We start from the raw sequence: 21,437 nt of genomic DNA, 5'->3' as shown, positions 1-21,437 counted from the left end.
TCTTGTATTTTATTTGATGTTATTATTTTAATAACAAATTGATATTCGATATTAATTATCGATTAAATTAAATATGAGTTTTGATTATTATTAATAGCTGTAAATATGAATAAATTGTAAAACCATGACTAGATCATTTTTATAATAGAAAAACACCCCAAAGTTGGTGTCCAACTTTTGGGGTGCAGTTCACTAATTAAGAGAAGGTTTCTTTTGTGGTAACAACACAACAAAGAGATATTGATAAAGCTAAAAATCACTAAAGCGTTTGGTTTAAAGCCCCACAGTCACGACCCACGGCGGCGAGCAAATCAAAAGGATGGTCAGTCTTTACTTGAAAGCGAGCCTGTATTCTGTCAATAATCGCCTCGGAATCAGGCAGGAGGTTACTAAAAAAGTTGTAAACTGCACTTCCGGTGATACGTCCGTGTTGCAAAGGCAGTGATAATGAAATTGCTCGTGAACCAGGCTCTTCTAACCATCCCTCTGCGTACTGGAATGACATTCCACCATCAGTATTTTTGTACAGAGTACCAACCAAATCCCCATTCATTGCAACAGACAATACCTGAGTTCTCATTACTTACCACTCCTTACTCCAAGCTTTACCCACATTCAGGGTTGAACCTCGCTTCACGACATGAAGCTCCAGATCCAAAGACGCGAGAATTTTGAATAACGTTTCGAGTTTTGTTGATTCGGGTTTGTTCTCAAAATCAGAGACGGTGGTTTGCTTGATACCGACTTGTTTTGCGGTTTGTGCTTGGGTAAGTTTACTTTGCTTGCGTTTATCACGCATTGCAGCAGACAGCATCGCTGGTGTTGTCACCTTCATTTTGACCTCCGATGATATATCCCCTATAGGAGATAAAATCAATGTATCCCTTATAAGGGATAAAATGAGTCTCTAAAGCGGATAAAGCGGTTTTAACCTATTCAGGGGCGTTATGATGAAGGTTTTAGAGATGTTTCGACTGCTATGCATTGATTCGCAAAGGTGATTTTCAAATATCGATTGTATTTGGGTATGAAAACCCCCAGTAATTGGTTGTCCAACTGCTGGGGAGACTTCATTTTTATTTTTTTGAAATTAGTGAATTTAGATATTAGTAACCCACAGCTTTACCAGCAGGGCGGCGCACATCATTTGATCCATAAATATAACCTTCACGCACTGCTCCAGAAACAGCAGAATCATTGCCTGATGAAGTTGGGATCACGCCTTCTTCTCCGGGGAGTCCAACCATAATCAATTCAGCAGCTCCCCATGGGGTTTGTTCTACCATTTTATATCCCATGGTAGAAAGTTTTTCTAACGTGTCTTTTGATAACCCTCGTTGTTCATAATAAACCTCATCAGGTAGCCATTGATGATGAATGCGAGGGCTATTAACGGCTTCTTGCGGTGGCATACCAAACTCAATGATATTAAGTGCTGTTTGTAAGGTGATTGAGATAATTCGTGAGCCTCCCGGTGATCCTAATATTAAGAAGGGTTTGCCTTCTTTCGTTACAATGGTTGGGCTCATTGATGATAATGGGCGTTTTAATGGGGCAATGCTATTACGTTCACCTTGTACTAAGCCATAGAGATTTTTCTCGCCAACTTTGGTTGTAAAATCATCCATTTCATTATTGAGGAAAAAACCTGTTCCAGGCGCAATAACAACGGCACCGAAACGACCATTTATAGTATAAGTGGTTGAAACTGCGTTACCATTTTTATCTATAACTGAGTAGTGTGTTGTTTCAGGGCTTTCATGAGGTGCAATACCAGGTTGTACATTTACTGATGGAGTAGCTTTATTGGGTTTTATTTGTTGGCGAATTTCAGTGGCATAAGTTTTACTGAGTAACTTTTCTGTTGGATTATTAATAAATTGAGGATCGCCAAGAAAAGTGTTTCTGTCCATATAAGCATGACGCATTGCTTCCGTTAGTGTATGAACATATTCAGCTGAATTAAAGCCCATCGATTTAAGATCATAGCCTTCCAAAATATTCAATGTTTGGCAGATAGTGACTCCGCCTGAGCTGGGTGGTGGTGCAGAAATAAATTCATAACCCCGATAAGTACAGGTGATAGGTTTGGTCTCGGTGATAGTGAAGTTTGCGAAATCATCTTTAGTTAGCATTCCCTTATGCTGTTTTGAGGCTTCTTCTACTTTTTTAGGAATTTCACCTTGATAAAAAGCCTCTGCACCTTGCTCTGCAATAAGCTCAAGCGTATTGGCTAAGTCAGTCTGAATTAAGCGATCACCAGGTTGCCATGGTGTTCTATCTGGTTTTAAGAAAATTTTTGCCGATTCAGGATCTTGTTTAAAGCGCTCTGTTGTTGTTTCTAATACATCGGTATCAGCACGCGTTAAAATATAGCCTTCTCTTGCAAGTTTAATCGCAGGTGCCATCACTTCTTGGCGTGAAAGGGTGCCGTATTTTTCTAATGCAGCATCAAGCCCTTTTACCGTACCAGGTACACCTGAAGCGAGATAGCCATATAAACTGGCACCTTTAATTAAGTTACCTTCTTTATCTAAATACATATTTTTAGACGCTGTGGCAGGCGCGGTTTCCCTGAAATTAATAAAGGTATTTGTGCCATCAGCAAGGTGTATTGTCATAAAACCACCGCCACCAATATTACCGCAGCAGGCATTTACGACAGCTTGCGCATAACCAACTGCAACGGCGGCATCAATCGCATTCCCCCCTTTTTGTAAAATATCATTCCCGACTTGTGATGCTAAATGTTGAGAAGAGACAACCATACCATGTTGTGCTTCAACCGCGGGTTCATAGGCAGCATAAAGTGAATGTGAAAAAAGGGCGGTGAGTAACAGCAGGTGAGTCTTTTTTATAGTAATCATTATTATCTCCATTTATAACAGGGAGTTATATTTAATAAATACAAATATAGAGTTTTACGCTGTTATTAATAAGAATTAACAATTGCGTAACAATAAGTATAGAGAGAGGTTATTGGTGATGAGAATTTTTTTTGATGTGATGATCACAAAACTATCTTTAAGCAGGTAAACAATAAGCTTGAGTATAACTAATTGCAGTAATAAATAGAGTTGATAAGAAATAAATAGATAAGTGCTGAATAAATAAAAAAAAGCCTGTTTTCACAGGCTTTTAGAAAAATAGTAGCTTACTGGAATATTACAGTTTGCCAGAGTTTGCTTTCAGGTATTTAGCAACGCCGTCTGGAGATGCGCCCATACCTTCTTGACCTTTTTCCCACTGTGCAGGGCAAACTTCGCCGTGTTCTTCGTGGAATTGCAGTGCGTCAACCATACGGATCATTTCATCGATATTACGACCAAGTGGTAGATCGTTAACGACTTGGTGACGAACAACACCTTCTTTGTCAATCAGGAATGAACCGCGCAGAGCAACGCCTGCTTCTGGGTGTTCGATGCCGTAAGCTTTGATGATGTCATGTTTGATATCAGCAACCATTGGGTATTTAACTTCACCAATACCGCCATCATCAATTGGGGTTTTACGCCATGCGTTATGAACGAATTCAGAGTCCATTGAAACACCGATGATTTCAACGCCACGTTTTTTGAATTCTTCAAAACGGTGATCAAATGCAATCAGCTCTGAAGGGCAAACAAAAGTGAAATCCATTGGCCAGAAGAAAATAACGGCAGGTTTGCCTTTGATAAATGAATGCAGGTTGAAATCATTAACGATTTCGCCATTACCTAAAACGGCAGCAGCTGTGAAATCAGGGGCTTTGCGAGTAACCAGAACCATAATGTACTCCTGTAGATTGAAAGAGTTTGTACTCGTCATATTTCAAGTTGTAGCGTTGTTGACTGCGTTCATTCGCACTAGTCACATACTATTGTATGCTCTTAGCGACTCATTCACTTGTCGCCTAGCTACACCTCGAACTATTTAGAGTAAATTCAGGATGTGTACCCTGTTTTTATTCGTCATATTTCAAGTCGTAGCGTTGTTGACTGCGTTCATTCGCACTAGTCACATACTATGTATGCTCTTAGCGACTTATTCACTTGTCGCCTAGCTACACCTCGAACTATTTAGAGTAAATTCAAGGGGTATACCCTGTTTTTAAATGATGCATACAGCATAAATAATCAATCGCTATTGATAAAGTTAAACAGAACAATCTATTTGATAGATTATAACTATCAACTTAATACAATAAAGTAGGATTATTTATGACTCCTTGTATAACGATTCATTCTAATCAACTTTGGAAATGAATACTATGCTTGTTAACAAATCGTTACGAATAACATGATAAATTGACTTAGCATCTCTTTGATATATCAAATGTAATTCTACAATATGACAAAAAGATGAAACTCAATATGGTAGTTAAATGTATCAGTCATCAAGTTGGTGATGTTGTGCTCTTTCTAGCAATTGTGGATAAAACTGCCAAAAAATTTCACTTAGTTCGTCATAGTGGGTTTCAAGAACAATATAAGAGCCAGCTAGTGCACTTAATCGTGGTCTTCTTCTTGCCATTCCTTTCAATGTTTGAGCAATATATGCCTTGTCAGCATAACGAATTAACCAAGATTGTGACCATAGATACTCATTAAGCTCTTGGAATTTTTCTGGTGTTTGCCATAAATCAGGTTCAATAATATTTCGGGTCTTGGTAACAAATTCAATCAACGGTAAATCTGGTTCAAATTTCAACCAATTTAAAGAAAGAAAATGATCCCAAAAAACATCTAAGGTAATTGGTGAAACTCGGCGATATTCATCAGGAAATAAAAGGCGAGCTTGCTTGACTAATGGGTGAGTGTCTGTAAGCACATCAATGCGTCTATGCATGCGAATGCCCTCAATAACAGCTTGGCTGTAATCAGAGCTAGGTGCGCCTTTAACGTAATCTGCCATCATATTGCCTAATAGAGAGCTTTTTGCCCTAAAGGCCAGATGTAAGTAAGCAAGATAATTCATCACATCATCATAGCGCTTTTTGAATAAAAAAGGGCTTCTTTCTTGCACTGATAAGCTGGCAGCACTAGACTAGTCCGCCTGTTTTTTATGAAAGTAGTCGTTTAATTATGCGTGTATCAGACTTTACATTTGAATTGCCAGAAGCCTTGATTGCTCACTATCCACAACCTCAACGCAGTGGTTGTCGTTTGCTCTCTTTAGAAGGTGAGACTGGTGCTTTATCACACGGTATTTTTACCGATGTGTTAGATAAAATAAATGCCGGTGATCTACTGGTTTTTAATAATACGCGGGTGATCCCTGCGCGTATTTATGGACGTAAAGCGTCAGGTGGTAAAATCGAAGTACTAGTTGAGCGTATGCTTGATGAACATCGCGTCCTTGCTCATGTTAGAGCCTCCAAATCACCGAAAGAAGGTGCTGCGCTTGTGCTAGGTGAAGATGAAAGTGTACAAGCAACTATGGTTGCGCGTCATGATACACTTTTTGAAATTCGCTTCGATGATGAAAGAGATGTTCTAACTATTCTTAATAGCATTGGGCATATGCCTTTACCTCCTTATATTGATCGTCCTGATGAAGAGTCTGATAAAGAGCTTTATCAAACGGTTTATAATGAGCGTCCAGGCGCTGTTGCAGCACCTACTGCGGGATTACACTTTGATGAACCATTACTTCAAGCCTTAAAAGAAAAAGGTGTTGAGATGGCGTTTGTCACACTGCATGTAGGGGCGGGAACTTTCCAACCAGTGCGTGTTGATAATATCGAAGAACACACAATGCATTCTGAATACGCAGAAGTACCACAAGAAGTGGTTGATGCTGTATTAGCGTGTAAAGCGCGTGGTAATCGAGTGATCGCTGTGGGGACAACCTCTGTTCGTTCGTTAGAAAGTGCGGCTAAGGCAACAAAAGATGCGTTAATAGCACCTTTCTTCGATGATACCCAAATCTTTATTTATCCGGGTTATCAATATCAAATTATTGATGCATTGATTACGAATTTCCATTTGCCTGAATCGACTTTAATCATGCTGGTTTCTGCTTTTGCTGGGTATAAAAATACCATGAATGCCTATAAAGAAGCGGTTGAGCAAGAGTATCGTTTTTTCAGTTATGGTGATGCGATGTTTATTACTTGTAATCCTTTAGCTATCAATGAAAAAGTAGGACAAGAATAAAGATTTATTATTCTTTTTAACGTTTTTCTTCATTTTATGAATTGTTATTTCAATTTTATTGCTTAATCCCTTTGACTAAGCACGGGTTTTTGTTGAAGTAACATATACAGCCGTCTAACAAATGATTAGAATGTGCTGTTTTTTATTGCGCATTGGACTGTTTTTCTGATGCTTGGAGGATTAGTGAAATACGAATTAGACAAAACCGACGGTAATGCTCGCCGCGGTCGCCTTATTTTTGAACGAGGTGTTGTTGAAACACCTGCATTTATGCCAGTGGGTACTTACGGCACAGTAAAAGGAATGACTCCTGAAGAAGTAAAAGCAACAGGTGCACAAATTCTTTTAGGCAACACTTTCCACCTATGGTTACGCCCGGGTCAAGAAATCATGAAGTTACATGGTGATTTACATGATTTTATGCAATGGCAAGGCCCTATTTTAACGGACTCAGGCGGCTTCCAAGTCTTTAGTTTAGGCGCAATGCGTAAAATTAAAGAAGAGGGTGTGCATTTCCGTAACCCTATTAATGGTGAAAAGATTTTCTTAAGCCCAGAAAAATCAATGGAAATCCAATACGATTTGGGTTCTGACATTGTGATGATTTTTGATGAGTGTACGCCATATCCTTCCGATTGGGATTATGCGAAAAACTCAATGGAGATGTCATTACGTTGGGCTAAACGTAGTCGTGCGCGCTTTGATGAACTTAATAACAAAAATTCATTATTCGGTATTATTCAAGGCGGTGTTTACGAAGATTTACGCGATATCTCCGTAAAAGGACTAGTCGAAATTGGTTTTGACGGTTACGCTGTCGGCGGCCTTGCGGTCGGTGAACCTAAAGAAGATATGCATCGTATTTTAGAGCATGTCTGCCCTCAAATTCCTGCGAATAAACCGCGTTATTTAATGGGTGTCGGTAAACCAGAAGATTTAGTTGAAGGTGTTCGTCGTGGTATTGATATGTTTGACTGTGTTATGCCAACACGAAATGCACGAAATGGTCATCTGTTTGTAACTGATGGTGTGATTAAAATTCGTAATGCGAAACATCGCTCTGACACATCAACGCTTGATGAACATTGTGACTGCTATACCTGTAAAAATTATAGCCGTGCTTATTTACATCATCTTGATCGTTGTAACGAAATTTTAGGTGCAAGGCTGAACACTATCCACAACTTGCGTTATTATCAGCGTTTGATGGCTGAAATTCGTCAGTCTATTGAAGACTCGCGTTTTGAAGAGTTTGTACACGAATTCTACGAACGTATTGGAAAACCCGTCCCACCGCTAAATGGCTGTGCGACTAAGTGTGAATAATGTATACGAGAAAGCCCAATTCTGTGTATGATATTGGGCTTATAACTTGAATATCGTCGATATCGACAACAATGAGGAAAAGTGAATGAGTTTTTTCATTTCTGATGCTGTTGCTTCTGCTGGACAAGCAGCACCTGAAGCTAGCTTTATGTCTATTTTACCGATGTTAGTGATCTTTATTCTGATTTTCTATTTTATGATCCTACGTCCACAGCAAAAACGTACTAAAGAACATCGTAAACTGATGGATTCTATTGGTAAAGGTGATGAAGTTTTAACGACTGGTGGTTTAATTGGTCGTGTTGTTAAGGTTTCAGATAACGGCTATATCGTTGTTGCTCTGAATGAAACAACTGAAGTAACTATCAAACGTGACTTTGTTGCCGCTGTATTACCTAAAGGCACAATGAAAGCTATTTAATAACATTTCCCCAAAGGGAAAAGGGAACTGCCGTGCTAAACCGTTATCCTTTGTGGAAGTACCTGATGTTGATAGCCGCTATCCTCATCGGTCTGCTTTACGCACTTCCTAACCTATATGGTGAGGATCCGGCTGTTCAAATCACTGGCGCGCGGGGAACCGCCGCCAATGAGCAAACACTGGATCAAGTTCGATCTTTATTAGATAAAGAAAAAATTGAAGCGAAATCTATTGCACTTGAAAATGGTGCGATTTTGGCTCGTTTCGGTAACCCTGATATTCAGTTACGTGCCCGCGAAGTGTTGTTGCCTGCATTAGGTGACCAGTTCATTGTTGCACTTAACCTTGCACCGGCAACACCAAAATGGTTAGAAGCCATTGGCGGTGAGCCGATGAAACTGGGGTTAGACTTACGTGGTGGTGTTCACTTCTTGATGGAAGTCGATATGGAAACCGCGTTAGGTAAACTTCAGGAACAAAATGTTGAAAGTCTACGTACATTATTACGTGATGAAGGCATTCCGTATTCATCTATCCGTAAAACGGATAACTATGGCGTTGAAATCCGTTTCCGTAATTCGGATGATCGCGCTAAAGCTTCAGATTACTTAACTCGTCGTAATCAAGATCTCATTTTTAGAGATGGCGCAAATAACTCGTTAAGAGCTATTTTTACTGACGAGCGTTTACGTGATGCGCGTACTTATGCAGTGCAGCAAAACATCACTATCTTACGTAATCGTGTTAACCAGTTAGGTGTTGCAGAGCCATTAGTTCAACGTCAAGGCGCTGACCGAATTGTTGTTGAATTACCAGGTATCCAAGATACCGCTCGCGCTAAAGAAATCTTAGGTGCGACAGCAACATTAGAATTCCGCTTAGTCAATACCACTGTTGATCCTTCTGCTTTAGAAACGGGTCGTATTCCGGGTGACTCAGAAGTGAAATATACCCGTGAAGGTATGCCAACCATTCTCTATAAACGCGTTATTTTAACGGGTGACCACATTACTGACTCAACTTCTCAAGCTGATGAATATGGTCAACCTCAAGTGAATATTTCACTTGATAGCGCGGGTGGTTCTATCATGTCTAACTTTACGAAAGACAACGTCGGTAAACCGATGGCAACATTGTTCGTAGAGTATAAAGACAGCGGTAAACGTGATGAGAATGACCGAGCTGTATTAGTTAAAAGTGAAGAAGTGATCAACGTTGCGAATATTCAAAGTCGTTTAGGAAATAGCTTCCGTATTACGGGTATTTCAAATGCGAATGAAGCACGTCAATTGTCTCTATTATTACGTGCTGGTGCGTTGATTGCACCTATTCAAATCGTTGAAGAAAGAACGATTGGTCCAACTTTGGGTCTGCAAAATATTACCCAAGGTTTAGAAGCGTGTTTATGGGGTCTGATTGCGTCTGTTGCCTTTATGATAATTTATTATCGTAAATTTGGTGTGATTGCGAGTACTGCATTAATGGCAAACTTAGTGTTAATCGTTGGGGTAATGTCACTATTACCAGGCGCAACACTGACCATGCCGGGTATTGCAGGTATCGTATTAACACTTGCCGTCGCCGTCGATGCCAACGTACTGATAAACGAACGTATCAAAGAAGAGTTACGTAATGGTCGATCAGTACAACAAGCAATCCATGAAGGTTATAAAGGTGCCTTCTCCAGTATTATTGATGCGAACTTAACCACATTAATTACAGCTGTGATCCTTTATGCAGTCGGCACCGGCTCAATTAAAGGCTTTGCTATCACAACTGCAATCGGGGTTGCAACATCCATGTTTACCGCTATCGTCGGTACTCGTGCGATTGTAAACCTGTTGTATGGTGGTAAACGCGTTAAGAAACTGTCTATTTAAGGAGCACGTTGTGGCACAGGATTATACTGTTGAACAATTAAACCATGGTCGTAGAGTCATTGACTTTATGCGTTGGGACAACGTCGCCTTTAGTATTTCGTTTCTGCTTTTGATAGCGTCAATTGCTATCATTTCCGTGAAAGGATTTAACTGGGGACTGGATTTTACAGGTGGTACAGTAATTGAGATCAATCTCAGTCAACCAGCCGACCTTGATAAAATGCGTGATAGCCTAGATGCAGCAGGCTTTAAAGATCCTCTATTACAAAACTTTGGTAGCAGCCGCGATATTATGGTGCGTATGCCTCCTGTTGAAGGACAGGCTGGTCAAGAATTAGGTAAGCAAGTCATCGATGTCATCAATGCTAAAGTTGATAACGATGCTGTGGTAAAACGTATTGAATTTGTGGGGCCAAGTGTTGGTAGTGAATTGGCTCAAACAGGTGCAATGGCGTTGTTATCTGCACTTATCTGTATTCTTATCTATGTTGGATTCCGTTTTGAGTGGCGTTTGGCGTTAGGTGCAGTTATTGCACTTGCGCATGACGTAGTGATAACACTGGGTGTTCTTTCACTGTTCCACATAGAAGTTGACTTAACCATTGTAGCGTCATTGATGTCTGTTATCGGTTACTCACTAAACGATAGTATCGTTGTATCAGACCGTATTCGTGAGAACTTCCGTAAAATTCGTCGAGGAACATCATATGAAATTATGAACGTTTCTCTTACACAGACATTAAGCCGTACCATCATGACATCAGCAACAACATTATTAGTTGTATTAATGCTGTACATCTTTGGTGGTTCAATGCTTCAAGGCTTCTCTTTAGTTATGTTAATCGGTGTTTCAATCGGTACTATTTCTTCTATTTATGTGGCTTCTGCATTAGCACTGAAAATGGGAATGAAACGTGAACACTTGATTGTACAAAAAGTGGAAAAAGAGGGTGCAGATCAGACAACACTCTTACCATAATAGAGCGTTTTTCTGATAAAACATCGCAAACACCCTGCCAGTGTATACTGACAGGGTGTTTTTTGTTCACTGAACAGGTACACTGTTTATGAGTATTGTCAAAAGTAGGAATAACTATGCATTGCCCATTTTGTGGAGCCGTAGATACCAAGGTAATTGATTCCAGACTTGTTGGTGATGGTTCACAAGTGCGCCGTCGTCGCCAATGTCTTGTTTGTCATGAACGTTTTACTACCTTTGAAGTAGCAGAGTTAGTGATGCCTCGTGTTGTGAAAAGTGATGAAATACGTGAGCCTTTTGATGAAGAGAAACTTCGTCGAGGCATGCTTAAAGCGCTAGAAAAGCGTCCAGTGAGTTCAGACGATGTTGAAGCTGCTATAAGTCATATCAAATCACAATTAAGAGCGACGGGTGAAAGAGAAATCCCTTCAAAAGAAATTGGCAATTTTGTTATGGAACAACTAAAGAAACTCGATAAAGTGGCTTATATTCGCTTTGCTTCTGTTTATCGTAGTTTTGAAGATATCCGTGATTTTGGTGAAGAAATTGCAAAATTACAGGATTAATACATTAATACTGTCCTTTATTTAATGATTTGAAAAATAACGATAAATAATAAAATTACATGTAATTATTATGATAAATAACAACAGCGACAATCCAAGTGAAAATGAAAGCCTGCAGGATGAACACTACATGCGTCGAGCTATTGAGCTTGCAGCATTAGGTCGTTTTACAACATCGCCTAATCCTAATGTGGGGTGTGTGATTGTAAAAGAGGGTGAGATTATTGGTGAAGGTTATCACCATCACGCAGGTGGCCCTCATGCTGAAGTCAATGCATTAAAAATGGCAGGAGATAAAGCAAAAGGGGCAACAGCTTATGTCACTCTTGAGCCTTGTAGCCATTTTGGTAAAACACCGCCTTGTGCTGATGCTTTGATTAATGCAGGTATAAAACGCGTTGTTGCTGCGATGCAAGATCCGAATCCTCAAGTTGCTGGACGAGGCTTACATAAGTTATTAACAGCAGGAGTCGATGTTTCTCATGGTGTTTTAATGCAAGAAGCTGAAAAACTTAACGTTGGCTTTTTTAAACGCATGAGAACGGGTTTTCCTTATATTCAGCTCAAAATGGGCGCATCTTTAGATGGTAAAACGGCATTAGCATCAGGTGAAAGCCAATGGATAACCTCTAAAGCATCTCGTCGGGATGTACAAAATTTCCGAGCTCAAGCTAGCGCTATTTTAACGACAAGTGCAACCGTGCTTGCTGACAACCCTTCTATGAATGTACGTTGGGATGAGCTTTCAGATGAGATAAAAGCCATTTATCCGGAAGAAACATTACGCCAACCTATTCGTATTGTGGCTGATAGCCAAAATAGAGTGACTGAAGATCATAAAATCACTCAAATTGAAGGCGAATGCTGGTTGGCGCGTACAAAATCACACCCAAGTGACTGGCAGGGGAATGTATCAGAAATCCTATTACCAACGAATGGCAAAAACAGCGGTGTGGATTTAGTTTTATTAATGATGCAATTGGGTAAACGCAATATCAATACTGTATGGGTTGAAAGTGGGGCTCATTTTGCTGGCGCATTATTAGAGGCTGGGCTTGTTGATGAGCTTATTATTTATATTGCTCCTAAAATTTTAGGCAATGATGCGCGTGGATTATTTACACTTTCTCCACTATCGTCATTATCAGAAGCACCTGAATTTACAGTAGATTCTCTTCAACAAATTGGCTCTGATATCAGAGTTTGTTTAAAACCTCGTTATTAATAGACGCAAATAAGTGTGTCTACGGCGCTATTTGTAGTAAAATGGCGCCGTGTGTGTTATTTCCTGTCGTTACGACATCGTTATCAGCCAACTAAATACCTTGATTTATCAAGGGTTTTTGGCTCCTTTACTGTGTAATAATAAAACAGAGCGCAGTAAGGGAAAGAATATGATAAAATCCGCGCCCCCGCGGATAGGAGAAAAAAGTAACCTATGAACGTAATCAAAGGTGTTGTCGCGGCGCCAAATGCACGCGTAGCAATTGCAATTGCCCGTTTTAATAACTTCATCAATGACAGCCTATTAGAAGGTGCGGTTGATGCATTAGAACGCATTGGACAAGTTTCCTCTGAAAATATTACCGTCGTTTGGGTTCCAGGCGCTTATGAGTTGCCATTAACGGTTAAAGCATTAGCCGAAAGCGACAAATACGATGCAGTTATCGCATTAGGTACTGTTATCCGTGGTGGAACCGCACATTTTGAATACGTTGCTGGCGAATGTAGTTCTGGTTTATCTCAAGTTGCGATGCAAAGTGAGATCCCTGTGACTTTTGGTGTTTTAACCACTGAAAATATTGAACAGGCTATTGAACGCGCTGGAACTAAAGCGGGCAACAAAGGTGCTGAAGCGGCAATGACAGCACTTGAAATGATCAATGTACTTAAAGCCATAAAAGGCTAATCATCTGTTTTAACTTAAGGGGAATTTTGTGAAACCTGCTGCTCGTCGTCGTGCTCGTGAGTGTGCTGTTCAAGCTATCTACTCATGGCAATTATCCGGAAATGACATCGCGGATGTGGAATTGGAGTTTTTATCCGAGCAGGATACCCAAGGTGTAGATATTGCTTATTTTCGTGAGCTTTTAGTGGGTGTTGCCATTAATGCAACACGTTTAGATAAGGCGATGGAACCTTATTTATCCCGTCAACTTGAAGAATTAGGTCAAGTTGAAAAAGCAATTTTACGTTTAGCAATGTTTGAACTTAGCTTCCGTGAAGATGTTCCTTACAAAGTTGCGATTAACGAAGCGATTGAACTGGCTAAGGTATTTGGTGCTGACGATAGCCATAAATTTGTTAATGGCGTGCTTGATAAAGCTGCACCAACTGTACGTAAAAAATAACGTTTTTCACGTTTCCTCTATGGTAAATAATTCAAGGCCGGTATTTCCGGCCTTTTGTTTAATAAAACTCATTTAGTATGCACAGCTAAATAGGAAATAGATAATGCCTTGTGGTGAATTCTCCCTTATTAAGCAATATTTCACTTCACAGCCTGTAAAACGAAAAGATGTGAGTACAGGAATTGGAGATGACTGCGCAATATTAACGGTACCTGAAAAGCAACAAGTTGCTATTAGCACCGATACTTTAGTGAGTGGTATTCACTTCCTTCCTTCTATCTCACCTGAAGATTTAGCGTATAAAGCACTGGCTGTAAATATTAGTGACTTAGCTGCCGTTGGTGCAGATCCTTCTTGGGCTTCATTAGCTTTGACACTTCCTGATACAAATAGTGAATGGCTCGAGGCATTCAGCCGCTCCTTCTTTGCATTAGCTGATTATTATGCAATCCAGCTAATCGGAGGTGATACTACTCGTGGTCCTTTGAGCTTAACAATCACAATACAAGGGCTTGTTCCACAAGGAACCGCATTACTTCGTTCTGGCGCTAAAATTGGCGATTGGATCTATGTTACGGGTTTTTTAGGTGATAGCGCGGCAGGGCTTGCTGTATTACAAAATAGATTACAGCCGACAGAAAAAGAGCATAGTGACTATTTTGTTGCAAGGCATTTGCGTCCTCAACCTCGTTTACTGCAAGGTCAAGCATTGCGCCATTTAGCGACATCTGCGATTGATATTTCTGATGGGCTGATTTCAGACTTGGATCATATTCTTACTGCAAGTGGTTGTGGTGCGCGCTTAAATTTAGATGCATTACCTTATTCGCCTGCAATGAAAGCAGAAGTGAGTGAAGAACAAGCGGAGATCTGGGCATTGAGTGGTGGTGAAGATTACGAGCTTTGCTTTACAGTACCAGAAATCAATCGTGGTGCTTTAGAGATCGCATTAGCGCATACAGGTGCAGATTTTCATTGTATTGGTCAAATTATGCCGATTAGCGAAGGCATTCGTTATTTACGAAATGGTGAAGATGTTTACCCTAATCTTAAAGGCTTTGATCACTTTAGTGAGAGTAACGAGTAAGGTTTACTGAAACAAAAAGGCGCTTAATAAGCGCCTTTGAGAATGCTGATAATATCTGAATGAATTAATAAAGGTATTATTAATTTATCTTAGTTTTTCTTCACAAATTCAGATTTTAACTTCATTGGTCCAAAGCCATCAATTTTACAATCAATATTATGGTCGCCTTCCACTAAACGAATACCTTTTACTTTAGTACCAATTTTCAGCATGGTTGAGCTACCTTTGACTTTGAGATCTTTAATCACAGTCACTGAATCGCCATCAGCTAATAAGTTACCGTTAGCGTCTTTAACAATCAATTCATCACTTTCAGCAACAGGCTCAGCATCGTTCCACTCATGAGCACATTCAGGGCACACATACATTGCACCATCTTCATAGGTGTATTCTGAATTGCACTTAGGACAAGAAGGTAATGACATAATAATACTCTCAAATTTTATCAAAATGGGAAGTGATTAATCGTCAAAATGAGGATAACACTTGCCCCATAAATTAAAGGACACATTATCATTGAAGCATGAAAATTCTAAAGCAATACCCTAAATGGCGCTGCATCAGATAATGCGAAAGGGCAATAGTATAATAGATTTGATGGAAATTTGCATCCTTCATGGTCTATGGCGTAAATAACGAGGGAAAGTAGCTAAAATATAGAGGGTTCAATAGGAAATAAAGATAAATAGACATAGTTTTAAAAATTATTTAACTAGTTGATTTTAAATCTTTAATTTTATAAATATAACTAGAAATAAATGCCCTCATCTTAAAAGAGAGCATCAGTAATAATAGTGCTAACTTTCTTGTTGTTATTTTATGAAATCTATCACCGAACCACGCTCTATAAGTTTGGGGGTAAGCACCAGAACATTATCATCGGCATCAATGTTTTCCATACGATGCAATAATTGGCTGACAGCGAGTTTTCCCAATTCATCTTTAGGTTGGTGAATAGTCGAAAGCGGTGGGATCATATAAGAGGCTAGGTCGATATCGTCATAACCCATGACGGAAATATCATCAGGTACACGCAAACCTTTTTGGTAAATGGCTTGATAAGCGCCAACAGCCATCGCGTCATTACAGGTAAAAACAGCTTGTGGTAAGACAGAAAGTGAGAGTAATTTTTGCATTGCGTTAAATCCACCTGCAAATTCAAAATCACTGGTTAACACAAACTCGTTTCGAATAGCTAATCCTGCTTTTTGCATCGCATTATAATAACCTTGCAAACGATGTTTTGCAGGAAGCTTATCTTGTGGGCCTGCGATACATGCAATTTCAGTAAAGCCTTTTTCAATCAGATAATTGGTTGCGATTTCTCCCCCGAGCAGAGAGTTATCTTGAATAATATCTCCCCCATATTCAAACGGGGACCAATCCATCATCACCATCGGTAAACGAGGATAACGGTTTAGCACTTCATGAGAGGGCGCTCTGGCTTCTGTTGACATCAATAATAAGCCATCAACACGTTTTTGCAGCAAGGTTTCAAGGCTGCTATCCATGCGCTCGTAATCCCCTTCGGTGTTACACAAAATAAGGCTATAGCCTTTTTCATAACAACTGCGTTCAACACCGCGCACAACTTCTGCATAGAACGGGTTACTACTGGCTGTGACTAACATACCGATAGTGTGAGTACAGTTCATTTTTAAACTACGCGCTAAAGCAGAAGGCGCGTAATTTAAGGTTTCGATAGCGTCGTTAACCTTTTTACGAATACCTTCGCTAACATAACGGTTGTTATTGATAACGTGAGAAACAGTTGATGTCGAAACGCCCGCCAAACGGGCGACATCTTTCATTGTTGCCAAAGTACTATGCTCGCTCTGCTAAAAATGATTCGATTTCATGACGCCAAGGAACTGAAGATTGCGCACCATGACGTGTAACTGCAATTGCAGCTGCTGCGTGAGCAAAACGGATAGCCTCAACGGAAGGTTTCCCTTCTAATATTGCAGTGACAAATGCACCGTTAAATGTATCACCTGCGGCAATGGTATCAACTGCTTCGACACGAAAACCGGGAATTATCATGCCTTTTCCTTGTTCACTAAACCATACGCCACGGCTACCCAAAGTGATAAGCACTTGTTTGATACCTTTACGATGTAAGATTTCAGCAGCTTTTGCTGCACCAGCTTCATCATGCACAGAAACGCCTGTTAATATTTCGGCTTCCGTCTCATTTGGAGTGATAACATCAATAAAACTCAGAAATTCATCAGATAGAGGCACTGCTGGAGCAGGATTTAAAATAACTTTCGTGTGATGTGACTTTGCCAGTTTTGCTGCTTCAAAGACTGTCTCTAATGGTGATTCTAATTGCATCAGTAAGGCATCAGCATGCTCAACAACATGATGATATTGCTGAAAATGTGTTGGCGTTAGTGCGCCATTCGCACCTGCAACGATGCTAATTACGTTTTCACCTTGTTCATTAACAAGGATCATCGCGACACCTGTTGGTATCTGCGGAATAATACTAATTGCATCAATATGAATATTATCTGTTTTCAGTTGAGCTATGATTTCACTACCAATTGCATCATCACCGACACAAGCAATAAAGGTAATATCGGCGCCACTACGACCGCAAGCGACAGCTTGATTTGCACCTTTACCACCAAAGGCTATTTTGTATTGATGACCAATAATGGTTTCACCAGGTTTTGGAAATTGTGAAATATTCATAATGTGGTCAACATTGATGCTACCTAGAACAGCAAGGCGAGGTGTCGTCATAGCCTTTATCCTTGTGAAAACGTGTTTTAATGATTAAAGCCACCACGGAGCAATATCACTCCGTGGTATTTGTTGTTGTTATTTTTTTATAACTAACTCAAGCTCGACAGGGATTGTTGCATCCACTTTCTCGCCTTTGAGAATTTTATCTGCAGTTTGAATGCCGATAATACCAATTTGATCTGGGCGTTGAGCAATGGTTGCACCTAACATGCCACGGTTTACCGCTTTGATCCCATCATCTGTACCATCGAAACCAATCACTAATACATCGGTACGACCAGCAGTTTGTAATGCACGTAATGCACCTAATGCCATTTCATCATTTTGTGCAAAAACAGCTTGAACAGCAGGATACGCAGTTAACAGATTTTGCATCACGTTAAGACCTTTGGTGCGGTCAAAATCAGCGGGTTGGCTTGCAAGTACATTCAGTTTATGGGCATCAACGGCTTGTTTAAAACCTTCACCACGTTCACGAGATGCAGATGTTCCTGTGATCCCTTCTAGTTGAATGACTTTGGCGTCATTAGCGACTTTTTCAGCAATATAATCACCTGCCATTTTACCGCCAAGGCGATTATCTGAAGCAACGTGGCTGACGACTTCACCTTTGTTTGCAACACGATCTAAGGTGATAACTGGGATTTTAGCTTTATTGGCTAAAATAACTGCATTCCCCACAGCATCTGAATCTGTCGGATTAATAAGCATTAAACGTGTACCTTTTACGGTGAGATCTTGCACGTTAGCAAGCTCTTTCGCTGGGTTGTCCATAGAATCTAGAACAACAAGGTCGTAACCTAATCTATTTGCCTCTTTCTGTGCACTGTCTTTCATTGTGACAAAGAAAGGGTTGTTTAGTGTTGAGATAACAAGCGCGATTGATTCTTTTGCCAATGCGTTAGCGCTGATTGTGGCGCTTAATGCAACAACAGAAAGAAGTGTTGCCATTTTTTTAAGTTTCATAATATAAGTTCCTGTCGGGGTTCGGATTAAGAGAATAGAGAGTTATTTTTTGTTATCTACTAAAACAGCAAGTAAGATGACCACCGCTTTTACTATCATTTGATAGTTTGATGATATTCCTAATAAATTCAGTGCATTATTTAAGAATCCTAGAATAAGTGCACCAATTAATGTACCGATAATACGACCTTTACCGCCTGCAAGACTGGTACCACCGAGAACAACGGCAGCAATCGCATCTAGCTCATAACCATTACCTGCCATTGGTTGTGCTGATGAAAGTCGAGCAACTTCAATGACACTCGCAAGGGCGGCTAATAAACCACATAATGAATAAACGATGATTTTGATTTTATCGACGCTAATACCCGATAAGCGAGTGGCAGATTCATTACCCCCTAGTGCATAGATATAGCGACCTAAACGGGTATGATGTAATAAATACCATGCACTCAAAAAGACAATCATCATGAGCCAAATTGGCGTTGGAATGCCAAATGGGCGACCAATACCAAACCAACTAAACAGATCGGCATTATCACTAAATCCGGTATTAATAGGGCTACCGTCGGTATAGACGCGAGTAACACCGCGCAGTAATAACATCATGACTAACGTAGCAATAAAGGCTTGAACTTTACCTTTAGCAACGATAATTCCTGTTACACCACCAATAGCGGCACCTAATGCCAATGCGCCAACAACAGCAACAAGCGCATTAACATCCGCACCAACCATAGAAGCGGCAACGGCACCTGTTAATGCAAGCAATGAACCAACAGATAAGTCGATACCAGATGTTAAAATAACTAGCGTCATTCCAACCGCCATAATGGCGTTAACCGATGTTTGTTGGAGAATGTTGAAAATATTGTTTAAGGTAAAAAAATTAGGGCTGAGTGTGGAAACCACAACAATCAGAAGTAGCAATGCAATCAGCGATTTTTGCTCTAATAGCCAAGCTTTTGAGAACCAACGTTTTGACGCTGGAATTGAATTCGTGCTCATATCAAACTCCTACTTTAGCGTCATATTGTTTACCAACAGCCGCTGCCATTAGCATTTCTTGTGTGACATTGTGAGCGGAAAACTCACCACTAATACGACCTTCATGCATAACCAGAATACGGTCACTCATTCCCATTACCTCAGGCATTTCAGAAGAAATTAAAATGATGCTTAATCCTTCTTGTTTAAATTTATTAATTAGCTGATAAATTTCTTTTTTAGCGCCCACATCAACGCCACGAGTGGGTTCATCAAGAATAAGCACTTTAGGGCGAGTCATTAGGCCTCTTGCGATAGCCACTTTTTGTTGATTTCCCCCAGATAAAAAGCCAATCGTTTGATCCATTGAAGGGGTTTTTATATTGAATAATTTAATAAAATCACCGACAGTGAGTTGCTCTTCTTTATGATTAAGCACACCCATACCGCGGCTAAAATAGCGAAGGGCTGTCAGAGACATATTTTCTTTTACCGACATGCCAAGCACTAAACCATCACGCTTTCTATCTTCAGAAATGTAAACAATGCCTTGTTCCAATCCTTCAACCGGCTTTTTGATTTGGCAGGGTTTACCATCTAATTCAACAGTGCCATTGGTTTTAGGTAATGCGCCGTAGATAATTTTCATTAACTCAGTACGACCCGCGCCCATTAATCCAGAAATGCCCAGAATTTCGCTTTCATGTAATGAGAAACTGACATCATGAACATCTTCGCCACTGAGGTTAATGACGTTAAGTTTGGTTTTTCCTTGAGGGATATTAATACGAGGGTATTGGTCTTCTAACTTACGCCCCACCATCATTTCAATCAGAGTGTCTTCTTTTAATGAGGCGACAGGTTTTTCACCAATAAACTGGCCGTCTCGCAGTACAGTCACGTCATCACAAATCTCAAAGATCTCTTTTAGACGATGTGAGATATAAACAATGCCACAACCTTGATCTCTTAGTTCACGAATAACGCTAAATAGAGATTCGGTTTCAGTATCGGTTAACGCATCTGTTGGCTCATCCATGATGATGACTTTTGAGCCAAAGCTAAGAACCTTGGCGATTTCTACCATTTGCTGATCACCAATCGATAATTCAGACACTAAACGGTGACTACTGTAAGCAAGGTTTAATCGGGCTAATAACTTATCAGCCTCTGCATACATTTTCTTCCAATCGATAGCGCCAAAAGCACGAGTAAACTCACGACCTAAGAAGATATTTTCTGCGATGGTTAATTCTGGAATAAGGTTAAGCTCTTGGTGAATAATGCCTATTCCTGCTTCTTGGGAAGATTTGGGACCATTGAAAGCACAGCTTTTGCCTTGATAAATGACTTCACCCGCATCTTTTTTATAGATCCCAGTCAGCACTTTCATTAGTGTTGATTTGCCTGCCCCGTTTTCACCTACGAGTGCCATTACTCTACCGGGATAAATTCGAAGTGTGGCACCTGATAGTGCTTTTACACCAGGGAATGACTTATCAATATCTTTAAGTTCAAGTAAAGGTTCCATATTGCCCTCAAAAAGTCACACCAGAAAACAACACAATATTGGCATAAGGCGTACATTCACCGGTTCTAATAACAGCTTTATTTTCAGTAAGTTGCTTTTTGAATGCTTCATGTGAAACATACATTATTTGAATAGGTTTCTTCTGCTCTTGTTCTAATAAATTGAGATAAGAGAGGATTTCATTAAACAGAGAGGGATTGATGGTTTTAATTTCTTCCGCCAGCATCACCGCTTCGATTTGCATTTCATGGGTAACGGTTTGTAAGACTGACATAAAGTCAGGAATATCTTGAGTGAGAGCAAGATCAATTCGTTCAACAGAGGAGGGAATTGGTAATCCAGCATCTGCAATAGTGATTTTGTCAGTGTGTCCTAAACGTGAAATTACACTCGAAATAGGACTATTAAGTAATACACCTTTTTTCATGTTTCCTCCTCAGCGAAACGTTTCG

At 40.0% G+C, this 21,437-nt stretch carries 22 protein-coding genes; 10 read left to right on the top strand and 12 right to left on the bottom strand.

Annotation, left to right across the window (positions count from 1 at the left end):
• Nucleotides 1-259: 259 nt before the first annotated feature.
• The 5 genes from ACNARN_RS05040 to ACNARN_RS05020 form a co-directional block, all read right to left on the bottom strand.
• Nucleotides 260-580, bottom strand: coding sequence for a HipA N-terminal domain-containing protein (locus tag ACNARN_RS05040; RefSeq protein WP_416304211.1), 321 nt, complete (start codon nt 578-580; stop codon nt 260-262).
• A gap of 3 nt (nt 581-583) precedes the next feature.
• Entirely contained in the window at nt 584-835 is a 252-nt protein-coding gene (locus ACNARN_RS05035; RefSeq protein WP_198625993.1) for a helix-turn-helix domain-containing protein, read from the bottom strand.
• Nucleotides 836-1,106: 271 nt separating this feature from the next.
• Nucleotides 1,107-2,867 carry a gamma-glutamyltransferase gene (gene ggt / locus ACNARN_RS05030; protein ID WP_416304210.1) on the bottom strand — a complete coding sequence of 587 codons (1,761 nt, stop codon included), beginning with the start codon at nt 2,865-2,867 and terminating at the stop codon, nt 1,107-1,109.
• Between the two features lie 298 nt (nt 2,868-3,165).
• Entirely contained in the window at nt 3,166-3,768 is a 603-nt protein-coding gene (locus ACNARN_RS05025) for a peroxiredoxin C (RefSeq protein WP_072069413.1), read from the bottom strand.
• Nucleotides 3,769-4,368: 600 nt separating this feature from the next.
• Nucleotides 4,369-4,956, bottom strand: coding sequence for an ACP phosphodiesterase (locus tag ACNARN_RS05020; RefSeq protein ID WP_416304209.1), 588 nt, complete (start codon nt 4,954-4,956; stop codon nt 4,369-4,371).
• A 107-nt stretch (nt 4,957-5,063) separates the two neighbouring features.
• Between ACNARN_RS05020 and queA the strand changes: the two genes are divergently transcribed.
• From queA to thiL, 10 genes are all read left to right on the top strand, one after another.
• A complete protein-coding gene (gene queA, locus ACNARN_RS05015; protein WP_099074190.1) occupies nt 5,064-6,137 on the top strand; it encodes a tRNA preQ1(34) S-adenosylmethionine ribosyltransferase-isomerase QueA in 1,074 nt (357 codons plus the stop codon).
• Nucleotides 6,138-6,320: 183 nt separating this feature from the next.
• On the top strand, nt 6,321-7,463 hold the full coding sequence (tgt, locus tag ACNARN_RS05010) for a tRNA guanosine(34) transglycosylase Tgt (protein WP_368887526.1): 1,143 nt from the start codon (nt 6,321-6,323) through the stop codon (nt 7,461-7,463).
• Between the two features lie 85 nt (nt 7,464-7,548).
• Entirely contained in the window at nt 7,549-7,884 is a 336-nt protein-coding gene (yajC, locus tag ACNARN_RS05005; RefSeq protein ID WP_006535133.1) for a preprotein translocase subunit YajC, read from the top strand.
• Nucleotides 7,885-7,916: 32 nt separating this feature from the next.
• Nucleotides 7,917-9,764: a protein translocase subunit SecD gene (gene secD / locus ACNARN_RS05000; RefSeq protein ID WP_109371754.1), complete on the top strand. Its 1,848-nt coding sequence runs from the start codon at nt 7,917-7,919 to the stop codon at nt 9,762-9,764.
• A gap of 10 nt (nt 9,765-9,774) precedes the next feature.
• A complete protein-coding gene (gene secF / locus ACNARN_RS04995; protein WP_198619343.1) occupies nt 9,775-10,743 on the top strand; it encodes a protein translocase subunit SecF in 969 nt (322 codons plus the stop codon).
• Between the two features lie 116 nt (nt 10,744-10,859).
• Complete coding sequence (gene nrdR / locus ACNARN_RS04990; protein WP_006535128.1) at nt 10,860-11,309, top strand: transcriptional regulator NrdR; 450 nt, start codon at nt 10,860-10,862, stop codon at nt 11,307-11,309.
• Between the two features lie 70 nt (nt 11,310-11,379).
• A complete protein-coding gene (ribD, locus tag ACNARN_RS04985; RefSeq protein WP_368927378.1) occupies nt 11,380-12,534 on the top strand; it encodes a bifunctional diaminohydroxyphosphoribosylaminopyrimidine deaminase/5-amino-6-(5-phosphoribosylamino)uracil reductase RibD in 1,155 nt (384 codons plus the stop codon).
• Nucleotides 12,535-12,747: 213 nt separating this feature from the next.
• Nucleotides 12,748-13,218: a 6,7-dimethyl-8-ribityllumazine synthase gene (gene ribE / locus ACNARN_RS04980; RefSeq protein WP_036932916.1), complete on the top strand. Its 471-nt coding sequence runs from the start codon at nt 12,748-12,750 to the stop codon at nt 13,216-13,218.
• 28 nt (nt 13,219-13,246) lie between these two features.
• A complete protein-coding gene (gene nusB, locus ACNARN_RS04975) occupies nt 13,247-13,660 on the top strand; it encodes a transcription antitermination factor NusB (RefSeq protein WP_006535124.1) in 414 nt (137 codons plus the stop codon).
• Between the two features lie 103 nt (nt 13,661-13,763).
• Nucleotides 13,764-14,747 carry a thiamine-phosphate kinase gene (gene thiL / locus ACNARN_RS04970; RefSeq protein WP_109371748.1) on the top strand — a complete coding sequence of 328 codons (984 nt, stop codon included), beginning with the start codon at nt 13,764-13,766 and terminating at the stop codon, nt 14,745-14,747.
• Nucleotides 14,748-14,836: 89 nt separating this feature from the next.
• On the opposite strand, the gene ACNARN_RS04965 is transcribed toward thiL, so the two are convergent.
• The 7 genes from ACNARN_RS04965 to rbsD form a co-directional block, all read right to left on the bottom strand.
• The gene (locus ACNARN_RS04965; RefSeq protein WP_109371746.1) at nt 14,837-15,172 is read right to left on the bottom strand and encodes a zinc ribbon domain-containing protein YjdM; all 336 of its coding nucleotides are present in this window, start codon (nt 15,170-15,172) and stop codon (nt 14,837-14,839) included.
• Nucleotides 15,173-15,559: 387 nt separating this feature from the next.
• Nucleotides 15,560-16,567 carry a ribose operon transcriptional repressor RbsR gene (gene rbsR / locus ACNARN_RS04960; protein WP_198619345.1) on the bottom strand — a complete coding sequence of 336 codons (1,008 nt, stop codon included), beginning with the start codon at nt 16,565-16,567 and terminating at the stop codon, nt 15,560-15,562.
• 4 nt (nt 16,568-16,571) lie between these two features.
• On the bottom strand, nt 16,572-17,498 hold the full coding sequence (gene rbsK / locus ACNARN_RS04955; RefSeq protein ID WP_198619346.1) for a ribokinase: 927 nt from the start codon (nt 17,496-17,498) through the stop codon (nt 16,572-16,574).
• A 78-nt stretch (nt 17,499-17,576) separates the two neighbouring features.
• On the bottom strand, nt 17,577-18,467 hold the full coding sequence (gene rbsB, locus ACNARN_RS04950; RefSeq protein ID WP_109371738.1) for a ribose ABC transporter substrate-binding protein RbsB: 891 nt from the start codon (nt 18,465-18,467) through the stop codon (nt 17,577-17,579).
• Nucleotides 18,468-18,509: 42 nt separating this feature from the next.
• Nucleotides 18,510-19,475 carry a ribose ABC transporter permease gene (gene rbsC, locus ACNARN_RS04945; RefSeq protein WP_069368591.1) on the bottom strand — a complete coding sequence of 322 codons (966 nt, stop codon included), beginning with the start codon at nt 19,473-19,475 and terminating at the stop codon, nt 18,510-18,512.
• Nucleotide 19,476: 1 nt separating this feature from the next.
• A complete protein-coding gene (rbsA, locus tag ACNARN_RS04940) occupies nt 19,477-20,985 on the bottom strand; it encodes a ribose ABC transporter ATP-binding protein RbsA (protein ID WP_198626001.1) in 1,509 nt (502 codons plus the stop codon).
• Nucleotides 20,986-20,992: 7 nt separating this feature from the next.
• Nucleotides 20,993-21,412: a D-ribose pyranase gene (rbsD, locus tag ACNARN_RS04935; protein WP_198619348.1), complete on the bottom strand. Its 420-nt coding sequence runs from the start codon at nt 21,410-21,412 to the stop codon at nt 20,993-20,995.
• Between the last annotated feature and the right edge of the window lie 25 nt (nt 21,413-21,437).

This window comes from Proteus sp. TSJ240517, assembly GCF_047921575.1.
Taxonomy (GTDB): domain Bacteria; phylum Pseudomonadota; class Gammaproteobacteria; order Enterobacterales; family Enterobacteriaceae; genus Proteus.
The sequence above is the reverse complement of the archived record's forward strand: the minus strand, read 5'-3'. Positions and strand labels throughout refer to the sequence as shown.